The organism is Paenibacillus sp. CF095 (assembly GCF_900101225.1).
In the GTDB taxonomy this organism is placed as follows: Bacteria; Bacillota; Bacilli; order Paenibacillales; family Paenibacillaceae; genus Paenibacillus.
Genome location: NZ_FMZN01000001.1, coordinates 2316320 through 2332682 on the forward strand (window position 1 = coordinate 2316320; position 16363 = coordinate 2332682).

A 16363-nucleotide genomic window follows, 5' to 3' on the forward strand; every position below is an offset into this window, starting at 1 on the left:
GCTTTTATTTTTATCCTAATTCCAGTCTCCACCATGGATGTGTAGGATAATCCTCCGTATGAAGCACAACCTTCTCGCCGATTTTGGGAGTTGCAATCTTAACGTTCAAAGCATGTGCAGCCTTCGTAATCCGTTCAACTGGTTCATTCCACGCATGGTAGGCCAGCGTAAATGCTGCCCAATGAATCGGGATAAGCAACTTACCCTCCACATCCAAGTGTGCTTGCACTGTTTCTTCCGGCATCATATGAATGTTGGACCACCGCTCGTCATATTGCCCACATTCCATCAACGTCAGGTCAAATGGACCGTATTTACTGCCAATTTCCTTGAAATGAGGACCGTATCCGCTGTCACCACTAAAGAACACCTTAGTATGTTGTCCAGCGATAACCCACGAACACCATAAAGTAGAATTACGGTCGAATAATCCTCTGCCCGAGAAATGTCTTGCTGGCGTGCAAGCCAATGTTAGACCTTTGAACGATAACTCATCCCACCAGTTGTGCTCGGTAATCTGTTCCGAAGGCACACCCAGTTGAATCAACCGACGACGGACGCCAAGCGGTACGATAAATCGCTTTGTTTTATCCTTTAATCTGCGAATGGAGTCATAATCCAGATGATCATAATGGTCATGCGATATAATGATTGCATCTAGCGTTGGGAAATCCTCCGGTTGAATCGGTAAATTGGTGCTGTAACGTTTGGTACCCACCCAGGATACTGGGGATGGACGATTACCCAGCATCGGATCAAAGAGCAACCTGTGCCCTTCAATCTCAAGCAAAAAAGCCGAATGTCCGAACCATGTAACCTGTGGATTATCCGACGCACTGAAGGTTTCAGCGGGTTCACATATCTCCATTGGCATCGTGCCCGATGGCCTCCGCTCTACATTGCCACGCATGGAATCTCTCAATATGCTGATCAGGGACTTGAAGTTCATGCCTGCTGATGTCGGGAGCTGATTTTCGTATTTTGTCATTATACATACCTTCTGTTCTATATAATCAATCTAGGTTCAATATTTGGATGAGATATATTCAACTATATCAGTTGAACTACACATTAACACTAGAACGTAGAGGACAGAAATAACCTGAAGAAGCGGAGCTAAAAGCTTTCTGGGGAAAGCTGGTTCGTAAGCATAAACTCGCCTTTATCACCAGATTTTCACCGTTATAAAAGTGAATCAAAAAAATCTGGGGATAACAGCGATCGGAAGGTTATTCTGTCATCGGAGTGAGCAGTGTAAATATTCTTTAGTTCAACTTATACCGTAGCTATATATTAATTCATTGGCCGTTGATATTCAATTTTCGGCAGAACACGTCCTCCCCGCATGATCGAAAATAAACTGAATTAAGATAGAATTAAGACTCTGTTTTCTCTCGTATAAGATTGAAGTTATATGATAGGGAAAATACATGGAGAGTATGTGATAGAACATGAAGAAATGGCGTAAGAGATTAGTTAAGTTTTTGATATTTGACCTCGCGGTAATTCTGTTGCTTCTGGGTACAGGCGTGATCTACCAACAAGTGGGTTTAAGGCAGGATGCCAAAATACTCGTACCCCCTGGAAAGCTGTACGAAGTCCATGGAGACAATATGCATCTATATACTGGTGGAGAAGGCGATGTAACAGTAGTGCTCGCTTCTGGCTGGGGGACCGCTAATCCCTATGTAGATTATTATCCATTATATGAAAAGCTTGCTCCCAACACAAAATTCGCTGTATATGATCGATTTGGCTATGGATACAGTGATCAGACCGATAAGAAACGTGATGTCGATACCGTAGCTGAAGAATTACACGAGTTGTTGCAGGTATCTGGACAGAAGCCACCTTATGTATTAGTTGGACATTCACTCGGCTCACTGGAAACCATCCGTTTCGCACAAAAATATCCGGATCTCGTCAAGGGTATCGTCATGATTGATGGCGGAAGCCCCGAATATTATTCAAATGACGATGACTCTTTGGCAGACACAATTGGTGGTTTTGCGAATAAATTACGTATCCAAACCGGACTATTCCGCCTCTCAATGCAATCTGACTTGGTTGTCGAAACTTCCAATGCCAATCGTAATGAACTGAAACTTGTACCCGAAGATCTGAAAAAATTGGATACAACTGCGCTGTTGCACAACTATGGTAATGCTAACACGTTGGATGAATTACGTGAAATAGCTGCCAATGCCAAAGTGGTTGTAGATCACAAGCAAATCTTAGCGTTTCCACTCACCATACTGACGGCTGATTACCTTGGTGCAAGTGAACCCGAATGGGATAAATCACAATTAGAATTCAAATCTTGGTCAGATGATTCAAAACAGGTAACCATTAAAGATACCGATCATTACATCCATCAATATCGCCCTGACCTCGTTGCGGATGAAATATTGGCCCTAGTGAAGAAGTAACGTACACTCTGCTAAAGTTAAGGCTATGTTATATCATGAAAGAAACCCCAAAGGTATCTCTAATATCTTTGGGGTTTTAAGTATGAGATTTATTGTGCTATCGCCAGTCTTGGCCGTTGAGTCCTGAAATCATTGAAAGCTTGTTCGATCTCTGATGAAGTCAACTGATGACGATAAAAGTAGTGCTCCATCGCCTCCATTTCGGTTCGATCCCCATTGTAGATGTTATCAATTCTCCGAATGATCTGGTTAAATAAGCTCTCACGTCTGGATTTCACAGGCTCACACAGCCAAAAGTTCGTTCTTTTTACATCACCTGTCTCGGTCCAGAGCAAATTCTCATATCGGATGACATCCCAGTCCCAATATCCAGCATGAATCTGCTGAAGTTCCGTCGTAAACATATCGTATATCAAGTTGGGAGGAATGTGTCCATATCTCTCACGGTACTGTTTCAGATTGAATGCTTCAATCCACTCCGTCAGGGTGTACTCACCTGGTGAATACGCATACAATTTAGGTGCATAAGGATTACTCTGCAATGACCTAAGTGCTTCACATTCCATCTCCCCATCCAATCTTGCACGTGAAGCGTATACCTTGAGACAATAGTCTTGCAATCTATATACAACCGAGCTATTACTAATAAGCGAAGCCTGTAGAGTGAGATGGCCATTTTTTTCGTAGTGCAATAGCATCTTTTCGATGTTATTGCCAATGGGATTGATGATGATCATAACGATGTCTCCTTGAGTAAATTAAAATATAAACCGTTTTCGAATTGGTTAAAAATTGTACTAATACATTCTATATTACCCTTTTATATTAGTATGAACATATACAATTTTGCCGGAACATGAAGTATTTGCTCTGAAATTCATTCTTTAAACCGCCGTATTCCGGCTACATTTTTACTCTAAAGGCTGTAACCCGTTTCACGTCAACACCAAAAAAGATAGAATAAATAACGAAAAAAGCGATGCATCCTTATGGGTAAGGACGCATCGCTCTTCATTTTACGTAGTTTACATTAATTAATGCATTGGACCTTGTTGTCCAGCTTGCGCTCCCACTTTGACCCGTTTCACAAAGAGTGAAATGATCAGTCCGATTACGGCAAGAACCAATGCAAAGACAAATGCATTTTGTACACCTGACGTGAAACCAGCCAACTGGTTCTCCGGGGTCTCAGGGTTCGCCACACTGCTCAAGAATCGAGTCTGTCCTGCGCTCAGGATACTTACTGCCACAGCCGTACCAATAGCACCGGAGACTTGTTGCAGTGTATTCATAATCGCAGTGCCGTGAGGGTAGAACTCAGGAGGCAATTGGTTCAAACCGTTCGTTTGTGCAGGCATCATGATCATGGAAATACCAACCATCATGAATACGTGCAATGTAATGATCGTGCCAAGGGAAGTTGTTGCTTCGATGCCTGTATACAGGAACAAAACAACGGATACGATAGCCATCCCGATAATAACCAGCCATTTTGGACCAAACTTGTCGAACAGACGTCCCATGATTGGAGACAAGAATCCATTCAGCAAGCTACCTGGCAACAGGACTAGTCCAGCAGTCAACGCTGTAACCGCCATACCTTGTTGCAAGTACATCGGCAGAATCAACATCGAAGACAGCATCATCATCATCGAGATGAAGATCAGGATCAGACCAATCGTGAACATCGGATATCGGAATGCACGCAGATCCATCATTGGCTGCTTCATTCTTAGCTGACGGATACTGAATAACAGCAAGGACAACACACCAATAACGAGAGTGGCAACAACAACCGGACTAGTCCAGCCTCCGCCAGTTTCCCCGTGTCCCCCTGCGCTACTGAAGCCGTATACGATACCACCAAAACCAAGGGTAGAAAGGATAATGGACAGTACGTCAATTTTGGGCTTGGTCAATTTCGAAATATTCGGCAAGAACAGCAAGCCACATACCAGTGAGATAATGAAGAACGGCAAGGAGATCCAGAAGATCCAGTGCCAGCTCAGATTAGCCAGGATCAGACCGGAGATACTCGGACCGCTTGCTGGCGCAAACATGATAACCAAACCGATCAATCCCATGGCAGCACCACGTTTTTCAATCGGGAAAATAACCAATATCGTGTTAAACATCAGTGGCAGCAACAGCGCTGTACCTACAGCCTGTAATACCCGTGCCACCAACAGAATTTCGAAGCTAGGTGCAAGCGCAGCAACAAATGTGCCTGCAATGGAGAAAATCAGGGACGTTGTGAACAGCTGTCTAGTTGAAAACCATTGCAACAGCATACCGGATACCGGCACCAGGATTCCCAACACAAGCAGGTAACCTGTGGTTAACCATTGAATCGTTGTAGGTCCAACTTCAAGCAGACCCATAAGTGGTGTCAAAGCCACGTTTAATGCCGTTTCCCCAAACAGGCCAATAAAGCCGCTCAGCAGCATTGCGAACAAAATCGGAAAAACCTTGTATTGCTTAGTTTCTTGTTGATTCTGTGCAGAATCAGCCTTCATGGAAACCTCCACGATCCCATCCTCCTCAAACGTATCGAACTTTCTTTTTCTCTATCTCTTGGTATAACTTATTGAATCTGTTTGGCGTTCTTCGTCACAACCGACAAATACTCAGCAGCCGTCAGCAGAGGCTGTTTATCCTGATTTGTCAGGCTGATAATCAGTGCTCCCTCCATCAAAGAAATGATCAGAAGTGCCGTCTCCCGCGCCTTCTCTTCACCAACGCCATCCAGAATCAGATGTTTCTTAATGACATCCTGCCAATCTGAAAATACACCCTGACATGCAATACGCAACTGCTGACTAATACACGATGTCTCCACAGCTGCCCAGAAGCTGAATGGCAGAAATCCGGTAAACCCGGCTGCTTCTGTTTCATGAGCCAAATCATGAATAAATCTCTGAATGGCGTCCCCCGTATTGTCATGGGCTGCAAATGTTTTCTCAAATGTCTGCAGGATATGTTCATTGGCTTTTTGAATACACTCGTGCGCTAGCTCTTCCTTGCCATGCGGGAAATAATGATACAACGACCCTTTCGGCGTACTACTCTCTTTGATGATCTGATTCAGACCGGTCGCATGATATCCTTGTGAAAAAAACAGTCTCGCTGCTGTGCTGACAATGGACTCTCTAGCATTAGACTTTTCACTCAACGAAAGCCACTTCCTTCAAATAATTATAACAATCGGTCTATATAATTAAACTCGCTCAGATCGACACTGTCAATCATTTTTATTTCAAATTTTAATGTAAACGTTAACAGTTCAGAAGTAAGAAAATAAACCAAGCGGCTGCTCTTGGTCAGGTCATTAAAATATTTAAAATCCAATTGGAATAGTATGTATTAATCGTGCTATACTAATCGAGAAATTGTAAATCATTATTCAAAACATATACTTATAGAAAGGTGTTTGCCATGGAAATGCGAATGATTAAGACCTTTCAAACCATTGTAAAGCTTGGAAGCTTTCAGCAGGCAGCAGAAGCATTGCAGTATTCACAACCAGCCATCACACAACACATTCAGAAGCTTGAAGGTGATCTCGGTGTGAAATTAATTGACAGAGGAAAGAAGATTAAATTGACGGAAGCGGGGAAAATTTTTTACGCCAGAGCCGATCAGCTTCTTAAAGAATATGAGTACTTAACGAATACGATCTCGGATATCCAACAAGGACAAGCCGGTTATGTTCGAATCGGAGTATCCGAGCCAACAGCGAGCCACAGACTTCCGGCGATTCTGTCTTCATTTGTGGAGAAAAATCCAAAGATCAGACTTAGCATCCGTATTGGGGACAGCAAGTTGCTAAATGAGCTGGTCGTGGATGAACAGCTTGATTTTGCCGTCTGCCCTTCTCCAGAAACCAGTCTGGATACCGAGTTTCACCCTCTACTTTTTGAACCCATGGCCTTATTATTGTACAACACGCATCCGTTCGCTCAAGCTACTGAAATACATTTGCAGGATCTGAAGGGTCAATCATTTCTGTTCACACCTCCCAATTGCCCGATTCGAATTCGAATTGAGCAGCTGTTGGCCGAGAAAATTGACAGTGATTATCAAGGTATCGAAATAAGTAATATCCGATCTCACAAATATTATGTACAAGCCAAATTGGGCATAACGATTGCTCCCATTGCAACCATCTCTCCTGCCATTCCGGGAACGGTTATCCAAGCCATTGCCGATTTGAAGGTTGGCCCCATCGTGGGCGTTTTGCGTAAACGAAATACTCCGCTTGGTACTGCGAGCGAGAAACTAATGCTGGATATTCGAACCGCACTACTCCAAAGTAATCTGTATGTTCCAGAGTTCGAGCTTCCTTCCAAGCTGGCATTGCCATAAAATGACTTGCCAGCTGCAATTATAGTATAGGACCTATTCGCTACTTCAGTCTGCCTGCCGTGCGTCCGCCATCTACCGTTAGTATGCTGCCCGTTATAAATGAAGCCTTTTCCGAGGTCAGATACAAAATGGCTTGAGGAGCATCGTCAGGACCTGACGTCCGACCTAACGGTGTGATTTTAATCATATGTTCCGTATGTGCCTGTGTCATCACACTAACCTCACTACCCGGTGCATATCCCGGTACAACGGCATTAACCCGAATGCGATATGGTGACAATTCCAGTGCGAAGGTTTTGGTAAGCATCTCAATCCCTACTTTGGAAACGGAATAATTCCCCATACCAACACCGGCGGTGGAAGCTGCTCCGGAGCTTATATTAATGAAGGAGCCTTCCACCCCACTTACAATCATCTGATTGGCAAACTGCTGTGTGAGTATAAACGGCGCCGCCAGATTCAGATCCATCGTATCATTCCAGTCCTGAAGCGTCATGTTCATCAGTGTGCGATACGGATATATTCCTGCATTATTGATCACAATATCTGGCGCATTCCATTGGTGTTCAACCACTTGAACCAATTCATTGACGGAGTCTTCGTCAACAAGGTTGGTCACATGCCAGTGCACCTCCACACCCTCCTGCTTCAGTTCATCCGCTACAACCCTTAAGGCGTCTTCTCGAATATCGGACAGATAAAGTTTCGCCCCTTCGACTGCATAGGCTCTAGCAATCCAACGTCCAAATACACCTGCAGCCCCAGTAATGACTACCTTTTTACCAATAAATCTTCGTTCAGTCATGATGTTCTCTCCTTATATACAATTCAGTTGGAATGGGCATGCCTCTCGCTTTCGGCCACAAGAAGAATCGCCTGTTTAATCTCATAACCTATACGATTCACCTGACGTACAAGTGATGTTCTTAACCTGTAGAAGGCTTCACTGCCCTCTGTGGCCGCAGCCAACTGTTCGGCTTCCGCAAGAGCGGGTACCAGCACATGACTGCCAGCGAGATCATGATCATAACGGCTGCCTTGAACGTAATTGATGGGAACAAGCCATCTGCTGAGTGCCAATATCGTACGATTTACCTCTCTAACCGACGTATTCGGCAAGAAACCACGTTCAACTCGTTCATAGAAACGATCCGTAACAGCCTGAAGATGTTGCACCCTGCTTGTTATATGTGAAAAGTCTATATGCTCCCCGGCAAGGTCAGCGTAATAGCCGATTCTGTCCGATAAAGTCTGGACGGCTGATCTCTGATCAATGGGAATGATCGGAGATGAAGCCGCATGGTAGACTGCTGCTGCATACACTTTGCAATCCCGTGCCAGAACATCTCCGTCAATTTTGTCCAACGTATCCTCCGTCGTATGCCACCACCAGCCAAACCAGCCTTGAGGCTGATAGGATAAACCCATGAAAGCCGACGGAAGTCCGGCGCCCCAAAAGGACTGATCTCCCGACCTGCCAAAAGGCGAACCACGGAAAGGCTCATACGTTACAGTTCGGATTGCCTGCTCACATAACCCCTTAGTCTCTGCCATTGTGTTCGCCGCAGCCAGATCACTGGCACCCTTGGCGCCCACAGAGTCAATATTGATATGGAGCACGCCATTCTCTTGCAAATCCTCCCAATGAAGATCACTATATAACGCAGAACCCGCATATCTGCCATGAGAATGCCCGGACCAAAAAGCGAAACGAACAGAACGCCGCAGAGAATGACGGTGCAGAGATAATACACGTGCCACTTCCACCATGACCGCATTGGCGGAGCCATTATCCATTGCGCCATAATGCCAGGAATCCACATGTCCGCTGAAAAGTATAAAGGACTCCGGCTCCACCGTGCCTCGTATCTCTGCAATCAGTGTAGGGATCTTGACCCAACCAGTTCTCACCTCGGCATGCAGCGTAACCTCTACGGAATCACCATCACACACGGATATCAGCGACTTAATCTGCTCTCCGTCAGCCTTATTGACCGATAGCACCGGAATGGCAGGATAGCCATCATCCTCCGGTGTCGGATTGCCCCAAACGGAAGAAACGATCATCTCATGCGTATACGCACCACTATTGATAAAAATGATTGCCTTGACACCCTGCTGTTGCAAACGGTGAATGGTTGTCCAATTGGCTAATCCGTGCACGATCACCGCGCTGTTGATCCGCTGTCCTTCCTTGAAGTTCTCATCTACCTGTTCCAGATCCAGGAATCTCAATTCTGTGTTCAACTGTTCCACCTGGGCTGACATCGAATGTGTAATAGCCTTGAAAGAACTGCCACCAACCCAAAGTTCTGCTCGGAGCGGGATACTGATGTAGGCCTCGTTAAACGTAAGCTCCGTGGTCAAACCGAAGCTTTCCAATTGCTCTTGGATATAACGAAATGCCCGCAGTTCTTCTTCAGATCCGGACAAACGAATCTCCTTTGCGATCTCTTTATTGTATTCAAGCAGCAGATCGCGATTGATCTCATGCAGAACGAGATTCAACTCCGTTTGTTGCTGCAACTCAGCCATTTGGATTCCCCCTTTCCTCTTTGCCTGTTGCAACGCCCAATGCAACCCTTGATTCATCATCACTGCTCTGGTTCAAATAATGAATGGCCGTTTCGCCAAGAACCGATATGCCTGTGACAATGGCTTGCTCATTAAAGATAATCGAATCACTATGAAGGGGAAGCTGTGAGCGGGCATCTTCCTCTGCCACCGTTCCGAGCCGGAATATGGCTCCAGGCACATATTCAAGATAAGCACCAAAATCTTCGGCGCCCATGGATGGTTCTTTCAGATAAACGACCGATTCCCTGCCAATCACAGATTCCGCTGCTTGTTCAATCACGTCGACTACGTGATCATCGTTAATAACGGGTGAACCGCCGCGATAATAATCAAATTCCGCTTGTCCGCCAAAACCTTCCGCAATCGTCTCAATGAGACGCTTCATATATACTGGCACGCTTTCACGCGTCTCGGGATTGTGCGTACGGATCGTACCTCTGAGTTGCACTTCACCTGCGATAACGTTATAGGCATTGCTATTGCTTTGCAGCTTCGTGATCGAGATGACGGAAGAATCCAGTGGAGACAGGTTGCGGGATACGACCGTTTGTAATGCAGTTATGATCTGGGCAGCAATAATAACCGGATCAACTGTTCGATGCGGATATGCAGCATGCCCTCCTTTTCCCGTCACCCGAATATCAAAAGCATCTGCCGCAGCCAGCATGGCCCCTTTCCGCAATCCAATCTTACCTGCGGGCAAATCCGGCCATACATGCAGGGCAATAATCGCATCCAACTCAGGGCTCTGCAATACACCTGCCTTAATCAGATCCGTAGCCCCTCCTCGTACTTCCTCTGCAGGCTGGAAAATAAATTTCACCGTTCCCTGAAGTTCATCCCTGTGCTCACTTAAGGCCGCTGCTGTACCGAGTAATATCGCTGTATGCACATCGTGCCCGCAAGCGTGCATGACACCTTCGCGAGTGCTGGCATACGGCAATCCGGTCCTCTCCTCAATAGGCAAGGCATCCATATCGGCGCGAATCCCAATTGTTCTGCCGTCACGTCCGCCTTTCAGAAGTCCAACCACCCCTGTTCCACCTACACCGGTCTGTACTTCGAGGCCAGCCTCCAATAAAAATTGCGCAACCAGCTTGGCTGTTTCAAATTCCTGGTGACCCAGTTCAGGATTCTGATGAATATGGCGGCGGAGCCGAATCGCCTCGTCCTTCCACTTTTCGGCTGTATCACGAAAACTCATCGATTCATTCCCCCTCTTCCTTGTTGAGTTGACCATTATTCGTTATATAAATGACACTGCACTTCGCGCTCTGGTGTGACGAAGCGTTTTTGCGGAACGACCTGACGGCATGTCTCCATCACATAAGGACAACGGGTATGAAAAACACAGCCCGAGGGAGGATTCAGTGGAGAGGGAATTTCCCCGCTTAATACCACTCTCTCCCGTTTCACACGCGGATTAGGAATGGGTACCGCTGACAACAGGGATTTGGTATACGGATGGAGCGGATCGGCGAACAATGCTTCTGCAGGTCCCTGCTCTACCATTTCGCCCAAATACATGACCCCAATGCGATCCGCGATATGTCGTACCACACTAAGGTCATGGGCAATAAACAAATAGGAAATCCCCAGTTCCTCCTGAACCTCTTCCAAAAGATTGATGACCTGTGATTGGATCGATACATCCAGCGCCGATACCGGTTCGTCACATATGATCAGCTTTGGCCCAAGGGCCAGCGCTTTGGCTATCCCCAGTCGCTGCCGTTGACCACCGGAAAATTCATGAGGAAAGCGCTCATAATGCTCTTCACTGAATCCAACTTTGCGCAGCAATGACAGAGCTGTCTCCATTCTGTCCTGTTTATTGCCCTTCTTATGGATTAATAGCGGTTCTTCAATCGAATATCCCACACGTTTACGAGGGTCCAGCGACGTATACGGGTCTTGGAAGACCATCTGCATATGTTGTCTGTAATATCGCAATTCTTTTTTGCTTAATCCGAGAATGTCTATACCCTCATATAATGCTTCCCCTGACGTCGGTTCAACAAGTCTTAGAATGGATCGACCAAGTGTGCTCTTTCCACAACCGGACTCCCCGACCAGTCCGAAGGTTTGCCTGGTATGAATGTCGAAGGACACACCATTGACTGCCTTGACTTGTCCCTTGGTTCGGCCAAAAGAAGATCGAACTGGGAAATGTTTGTTCAGATTGCTCACCTGCAATAGCGGCTTCGACTCAACCAATGATTTCGAGTTCATGTGTCTCCTCCTGAATCGTTGCTATTCCGGGATACCAGCAGCGTACCGAATGTTTCTCGTCCACCTGTTTCAGTGGAGGTGCTGCTCGCAGGCACTGTTCATCTGCATAAGCGCATCTTGGAGCAAACCTGCAGCCCGGAGGAATCTGATGCAGCGCCGGAACGGTTCCCTCTATGACGTGCAGTTTACTATGCTGTTCGCCATCTATTCGTGGAATGGATTTCATTAAACCTGACGTGTACGGATGCTGCGGACTGAAAAATAAATCGTCCACACTCGCCTCCTCCACGACTTGGCCCAGATACATAACTGCCACCCTTGTGCACGTCTCTGCGACGACACCCAGATCATGTGTGATCAGGATGACACCCAGCCCCGTCTTCGATTGCAGACTCTCGATCAGTTCCAGAATCTGAGCCTGAATCGTTACGTCCAGTGCTGTCGTTGGTTCATCCGCGATAAGCAGTTTGGGATTACAGGCCAACGCCATCGCAATCATGACCCGTTGTCGCATCCCTCCTGAGATTTCATGCGGATGCTCATCTACCCTCTTTTCCGGTGAAGGGATTCCCGTCATTCGCAGCAGGTCCACAGCAGCAAGGCGCGCCTGTTTGCCCTTCATGCCCTGATGCAGCTTCAAGCTCTCGGCAATTTGTTTACCGATGGTCTGTACTGGATTCAGGGAAGACATGGGGTCTTGAAAGATCATGGAGAGTTCATTGCCACGTATGCGTTCCATTTGTCTTTTCGATAAGCTTAAAAGATCGGTTCCCTCGTAGAGGACTTCACCGGAGTAATCTACGTAGTCTTCATCAAACAATCTGAGGATGGATTCGGCGGTTACGCTTTTTCCACACCCAGACTCACCAACGATACCCAGCGTCTCACCAGCAAGGACGTGGAAGGATACACCTTCCACCGGGTGAATCGTTCCCTTTTCGGTTGAGATGGATACTTTCAGATCCTTCACCTCAAGAAGCGGTTGTTTTCCCACGTCGTCTCCCCCTTTTCACCTTATTAGCATGCGGGTCGAGCAGATCTCTTAGACCATCACCGAACAGATTAAGTCCCAACACAACCAGTACCAGGAAAATGCCAGGAAAGACTGTCATCCACCAAGCGTTATAGATCACCGTTTTCCCGTCAAAGAGCATATTCCCAAGACTTGGGGACGGTGAAGGTATACCCGCGCCAAGGAAACTTAACGACGCTTCCGTCAGGATCGATACGGCAAATATAAAACTGGATTGAATAATAAGCGGGGACATTGTATTGGGCGCCATATGAATCCAGATAATCCGCCAACTGCTGGCTCCCTGTGCATGCAACGCTTCGATATAAGTCAACTCACGAATCACCAGCGCTTTGGAACGAATGATTCGAGCCATCGATGGAATGAAGATAATACTCAAGGCAATAATGACATTACCCGGATTCGGACCGAGTGCAGCCATGATGGAAATAGCGAGCAGAATGGATGGAAAAGCAAACAAGCCATCACAGATACGCATAAATATGTGGTCCAGCACCGAGTAACTTGCGGATAATAGCCCCACAATCATACCGATCAAAGATGCCAATGCCGTAACAGCGAAACCAACCGCAACCGAAATACGCAAACCGTATACGGCACGAGTGAATACATCACGACCAAAGTTATCCGTACCAAAAACATGCTGCCCGCTTGGACCTTTAAGGCGATTCACCGGATCAATCTGTAACGGGCCGTACGGTGTAATTAAAGGCCCGACAATTACCAGCAGAACAACAACCAACAAAATTCCCACCCCTGTAGTTAACAAGGGATTATTCATAAAACGCCTGAATGCGATGCGTCTTCTCTTTCCCTTCTTGTGAAGTCCTGACGGAGCGATGGTAGTTCCCGGATTGGTTATCAAGTGATCTCCACCTCCCGTTTATTTCTTGCTTAATCGAACCCGTGGATCGACCAAACCGTACAACAAGTCAACAATCAGATTCACGAACACATAAGCCACTGTAACCAGCAGCACCGACCCCTGAATAACAGAATAATCTCTTCGACTAATCGAATTGACGATGAGTTGCCCGACGCCCGGAATATTGAATAACGTTTCAATGACCGCAGCGCCTGTAACCAGCCCACCGAATGATTCCCCAATCACCGTTAGAATCGGGATGAACGCAACACGTAACGCATGCGTATACACAATCGTTTTTTCTTTGACTCCCTTGGCTTTCGCGGTCTTGATAAAATTGCCGGACATCACATCGAGAATGGATGATCTCGTCATTCGGGTAATGAGCGCTGCCTGAATGATGCCGAGCACGATGCCTGGTAACAGGAGGTATTTGATATGCTGCCACAGCCCCTCGCTTAGCGGCTGGTATCCTGCAACGGGTAACCAACGTAGTTTTACACTAAAGAACATGACCAATAGTGATCCCAGCAGAAAACTCGGAATTGAAATACCAAGCATCGAGAATCCCATCACCGATTGATCCACGATTGTCCCTCTTCGCTTGACCGCTGTAATACCAAGAAACAAGGCAAGAAAAACACCGATCACCTGTGCAATGATGGCGAGGGATAATGTGGGAGCCAGCCGTTCAAAAAATGCCTCTGTAACAGGTTTGTCCAGAAAGATGGACTCCCCCAGATTCCCTGATAATAACCCTAGCATCCAAATACCAAATTGCTCATAGATGGGTCTGTCCAGCCCCAATTTGCTTCTTAACTCATCAATGTCGGCTTTTGTCGCCTCTTCCCCCAGCAGAATGGCAGCCGGATCTCCCGGTGTGACATGAATGATGGAGAACACGACAATAGCGACGACGAACAAAACCGGAATCAAGGATAATAATCGCCGAACGATATATCCACCCATAAGAGGGCACCTCACTCTCGTGTTAGCAAACGGAAAGGCGTATTCCTGTAAAAGCGATGCTACGCCTTTTCACCTGTTGCCCTTTGCTTCAGCTACTTGTTATTGGTTGTATTCCAGAATATAGGACCCAAAATATTTTGGAATCCAATAATATTTTTCGATAGTGCGGTAACCTGCTTCGTATGTCCGATCTGAGAGAATGGAACTTCGGTCCATACAAATTGCTGCAATTCGTCAATCAGCGGCCTTGCGGCTTCTACCGATTCTGACGTGCGAATTCCCTGAAGCAGCTCGTTTAGCTTCTCGCTTTTTAACAGCCCCGCTCCGCCTCCCCAGAACGAGTATTGATAGAACGTGGGCCGGAATGCATAACTCATTGGATAGATATCCCATCCTGTACCTGTCCCGAGCTTCTCCTGCAACGTTGGCCAATCATAAACATCCAGTTTGACCTTGATACCAATCGACTCCAACTCCTGCTGCAAAACAACAGCTACATTATATTGGTCCACATAATCTCTCGTTGTGAAAATTTTGATCTCTTCACCGTTATAACCTGCCTCCTGAAGCAATTGTTTTGCTTTGTCCGCATTAGCCTGGCTGTACGCTTCCTTGCCCGCTTCCGAGTACCAGTTCGGATATTCCGGAAGGACCAGAGAGGACGTCTTCACATAGAATTGTGGATCACGGAATGCTGACGTCAGAATGTCATCCGCATTCTGAATGGCATTAACAGCCTGACGAAGCTTGACGTTTTTGAACAAGCCATCATTGCTGTTGTAGAAGTAGCCAATCATTCCTCCTGGACTGAGGAAAGTCTGCAGCTCCGGATTGCCCGCTATTTGCTGTTCATTATCCACTGAGATATTTAAGGCAATGTCATATTCCCCAGACGTAATTCCGGCCAATCTGGTCGACTCGTCTGTGACAAAGCGGAAGTACAAGTCATCGACCAGCGCTTCCTTTTTGCCGCCTGCGCCATTACTTGGCTCCGTACGGGCAGAATAATCCTCATATTTTTTCAAATGAATGTACTGATCCTGCTTCCACTCCTCCAATTGAAACGGACCTGTACCGATGAAGGATTTGATGCCCTTGTCATCTGCCTCATCCACGACTTCCTTCGGATAAATGGCTGCTGCCGGAATCGGATCGGCAAGGAGTTGCAGAGTTAATAGAAATGGTGTCTTTAATTGCAGGACGACGGTAGATGGATCGGTTTCTTTCGCCTCGGCACCTACAAAATTCGCCTTCCCGTGACTGGACAGCTTGATCCAGCGATTCAGAGAAGCCACTACGTCCTCTGCCTGTAGCTGCTTGCCATTGTGAAACTTCACTCCTTGGCGGAGATGGAATGTATATGATAATTTGTCTTCACTGATCTCATAGGATTCAGCCAGGAGTGGAATAACCTGTGCGTCTTTATCCAACGTCACCAGTTGCTCATAGATCTCACGTGAAATATCCTTGACCGCTGTATTGGAAGAAACGTGTGCATCCAGCGTGACCGGTTGTGTTGGATAACCAACGTTCAACGTTCCGCCCGCCTTGACTTCAGTACTCGTTTGTTGGGATGGATTCTCCCCCGTTGCTGAAGAGGCTTGTGTGTTCTGATCTTGTCCACCCGATGCGCAACCTGCCAGAAGCAGGAATGCCAGAATCATGATTAATGCAGGTTTGGTTCGATTTCTCATCATGTAACCCCTCTCGCTCTCATGCATAATGGTTAATCCGTTTTCACGATCCTGAATAATATGCAAGTGTTCATGTCGGATTAGTGAAATTTGGTATTCTCAGGCTAAGGGAAAGGCGTGTTTTTGTAAAATAAGCAATATTAATGTGTTAATTCATTTTTTGTAAACTATGAAAAAAGCGTAAAATTATATACATCCAAGT

General features: G+C 46.4%; 14 protein-coding genes. 2 read left to right on the forward strand and 12 right to left on the reverse strand.

Annotated features, from left to right (window positions below):
• Positions 1–10 precede the first annotated feature (10 nt).
• Positions 11–991: an MBL fold metallo-hydrolase gene (locus BLS69_RS10015; protein WP_371129070.1), complete on the reverse strand. Its 981-nt coding sequence runs from the start codon at positions 989–991 to the stop codon at positions 11–13.
• A 460-nt stretch (positions 992–1451) separates the two neighbouring features.
• On the opposite strand from BLS69_RS10015, the gene BLS69_RS10020 reads away from it, so the two are divergent.
• The gene (locus BLS69_RS10020; protein ID WP_091030979.1) at positions 1452–2429 is read left to right on the forward strand and encodes an alpha/beta fold hydrolase; all 978 of its coding nucleotides are present in this window, start codon (positions 1452–1454) and stop codon (positions 2427–2429) included.
• 89 nt (positions 2430–2518) lie between these two features.
• On the opposite strand, the gene BLS69_RS10025 is transcribed toward BLS69_RS10020, so the two are convergent.
• The 3 genes from BLS69_RS10025 to BLS69_RS10035 all read right to left on the reverse strand — a co-directional run bounded on the left by BLS69_RS10025 (position 2519) and on the right by BLS69_RS10035 (position 5601).
• Positions 2519–3166, reverse strand: coding sequence for a protein kinase family protein (locus tag BLS69_RS10025; RefSeq protein WP_091030980.1), 648 nt, complete (start codon positions 3164–3166; stop codon positions 2519–2521).
• Positions 3167–3463: 297 nt separating this feature from the next.
• Complete coding sequence (locus BLS69_RS10030) at positions 3464–4945, reverse strand: DHA2 family efflux MFS transporter permease subunit (RefSeq protein ID WP_094030642.1); 1482 nt, start codon at positions 4943–4945, stop codon at positions 3464–3466.
• 68 nt (positions 4946–5013) lie between these two features.
• Positions 5014–5601 (reverse strand): TetR/AcrR family transcriptional regulator, encoded by a 588-nt coding sequence (locus BLS69_RS10035; protein WP_091030984.1) that lies wholly within the window; start codon positions 5599–5601, stop codon positions 5014–5016.
• A 263-nt stretch (positions 5602–5864) separates the two neighbouring features.
• Between BLS69_RS10035 and BLS69_RS10040 the strand changes: the two genes are divergently transcribed.
• Positions 5865–6794: a LysR family transcriptional regulator gene (locus BLS69_RS10040; protein WP_091030987.1), complete on the forward strand. Its 930-nt coding sequence runs from the start codon at positions 5865–5867 to the stop codon at positions 6792–6794.
• Positions 6795–6834: 40 nt separating this feature from the next.
• Here BLS69_RS10040 and BLS69_RS10045 read toward each other — a convergent pair whose 3' ends face one another.
• The 8 genes from BLS69_RS10045 to BLS69_RS10080 all read right to left on the reverse strand — a co-directional run bounded on the left by BLS69_RS10045 (position 6835) and on the right by BLS69_RS10080 (position 16164).
• On the reverse strand, positions 6835–7599 hold the full coding sequence (locus BLS69_RS10045; RefSeq protein WP_218133564.1) for an SDR family NAD(P)-dependent oxidoreductase: 765 nt from the start codon (positions 7597–7599) through the stop codon (positions 6835–6837).
• A gap of 23 nt (positions 7600–7622) precedes the next feature.
• A complete protein-coding gene (locus BLS69_RS10050) occupies positions 7623–9329 on the reverse strand; it encodes a M28 family peptidase (protein ID WP_091030991.1) in 1707 nt (568 codons plus the stop codon).
• Complete coding sequence (locus tag BLS69_RS10055) at positions 9322–10575, reverse strand: M20 metallopeptidase family protein (RefSeq protein WP_176872656.1); 1254 nt, start codon at positions 10573–10575, stop codon at positions 9322–9324. Before BLS69_RS10055 ends, BLS69_RS10050 begins: the two co-directional genes overlap by 8 nt.
• A gap of 35 nt (positions 10576–10610) precedes the next feature.
• Positions 10611–11600: an ABC transporter ATP-binding protein gene (locus tag BLS69_RS10060; protein ID WP_091030996.1), complete on the reverse strand. Its 990-nt coding sequence runs from the start codon at positions 11598–11600 to the stop codon at positions 10611–10613.
• Positions 11578–12594, reverse strand: coding sequence for an ABC transporter ATP-binding protein (locus tag BLS69_RS10065; protein ID WP_091030999.1), 1017 nt, complete (start codon positions 12592–12594; stop codon positions 11578–11580). The genes BLS69_RS10060 and BLS69_RS10065 overlap by 23 nt, the downstream gene beginning before the upstream one ends.
• Positions 12572–13498, reverse strand: coding sequence for an ABC transporter permease (locus tag BLS69_RS10070; RefSeq protein ID WP_256332271.1), 927 nt, complete (start codon positions 13496–13498; stop codon positions 12572–12574). Before BLS69_RS10070 ends, BLS69_RS10065 begins: the two co-directional genes overlap by 23 nt.
• A gap of 18 nt (positions 13499–13516) precedes the next feature.
• On the reverse strand, positions 13517–14467 hold the full coding sequence (locus BLS69_RS10075; protein WP_091031001.1) for an ABC transporter permease: 951 nt from the start codon (positions 14465–14467) through the stop codon (positions 13517–13519).
• Between the two features lie 92 nt (positions 14468–14559).
• Complete coding sequence (locus tag BLS69_RS10080) at positions 14560–16164, reverse strand: ABC transporter substrate-binding protein (protein WP_249910842.1); 1605 nt, start codon at positions 16162–16164, stop codon at positions 14560–14562.
• Positions 16165–16363: the final 199 nt, after the last annotated feature.

Coding starts and splice junctions, on each gene's coding strand:
- BLS69_RS10060 (WP_091030996.1), bottom strand. CDS start 11,600: ATGAACTCGAAATCATTGGTTGAGTCGAAGCCGCTATTGCAGGTGAGC.
- BLS69_RS10030 (WP_094030642.1), bottom strand. CDS start 4,945: ATGAAGGCTGATTCTGCACAGAATCAACAAGAAACTAAGCAATACAAG.
- BLS69_RS10045 (WP_218133564.1), bottom strand. CDS start 7,599: ATGACTGAACGAAGATTTATTGGTAAAAAGGTAGTCATTACTGGGGCT.
- BLS69_RS10020 (WP_091030979.1), top strand. CDS start 1,452: ATGAAGAAATGGCGTAAGAGATTAGTTAAGTTTTTGATATTTGACCTC.
- BLS69_RS10050 (WP_091030991.1), bottom strand. CDS start 9,329: ATGGCTGAGTTGCAGCAACAAACGGAGTTGAATCTCGTTCTGCATGAG.
- BLS69_RS10025 (WP_091030980.1), bottom strand. CDS start 3,166: ATGATCATCATCAATCCCATTGGCAATAACATCGAAAAGATGCTATTG.
- BLS69_RS10075 (WP_091031001.1), bottom strand. CDS start 14,467: ATGGGTGGATATATCGTTCGGCGATTATTATCCTTGATTCCGGTTTTG.
- BLS69_RS10055 (WP_176872656.1), bottom strand. CDS start 10,575: ATGAGTTTTCGTGATACAGCCGAAAAGTGGAAGGACGAGGCGATTCGG.
- BLS69_RS10040 (WP_091030987.1), top strand. CDS start 5,865: ATGGAAATGCGAATGATTAAGACCTTTCAAACCATTGTAAAGCTTGGA.
- BLS69_RS10080 (WP_249910842.1), bottom strand. CDS start 16,164: ATGATGAGAAATCGAACCAAACCTGCATTAATCATGATTCTGGCATTC.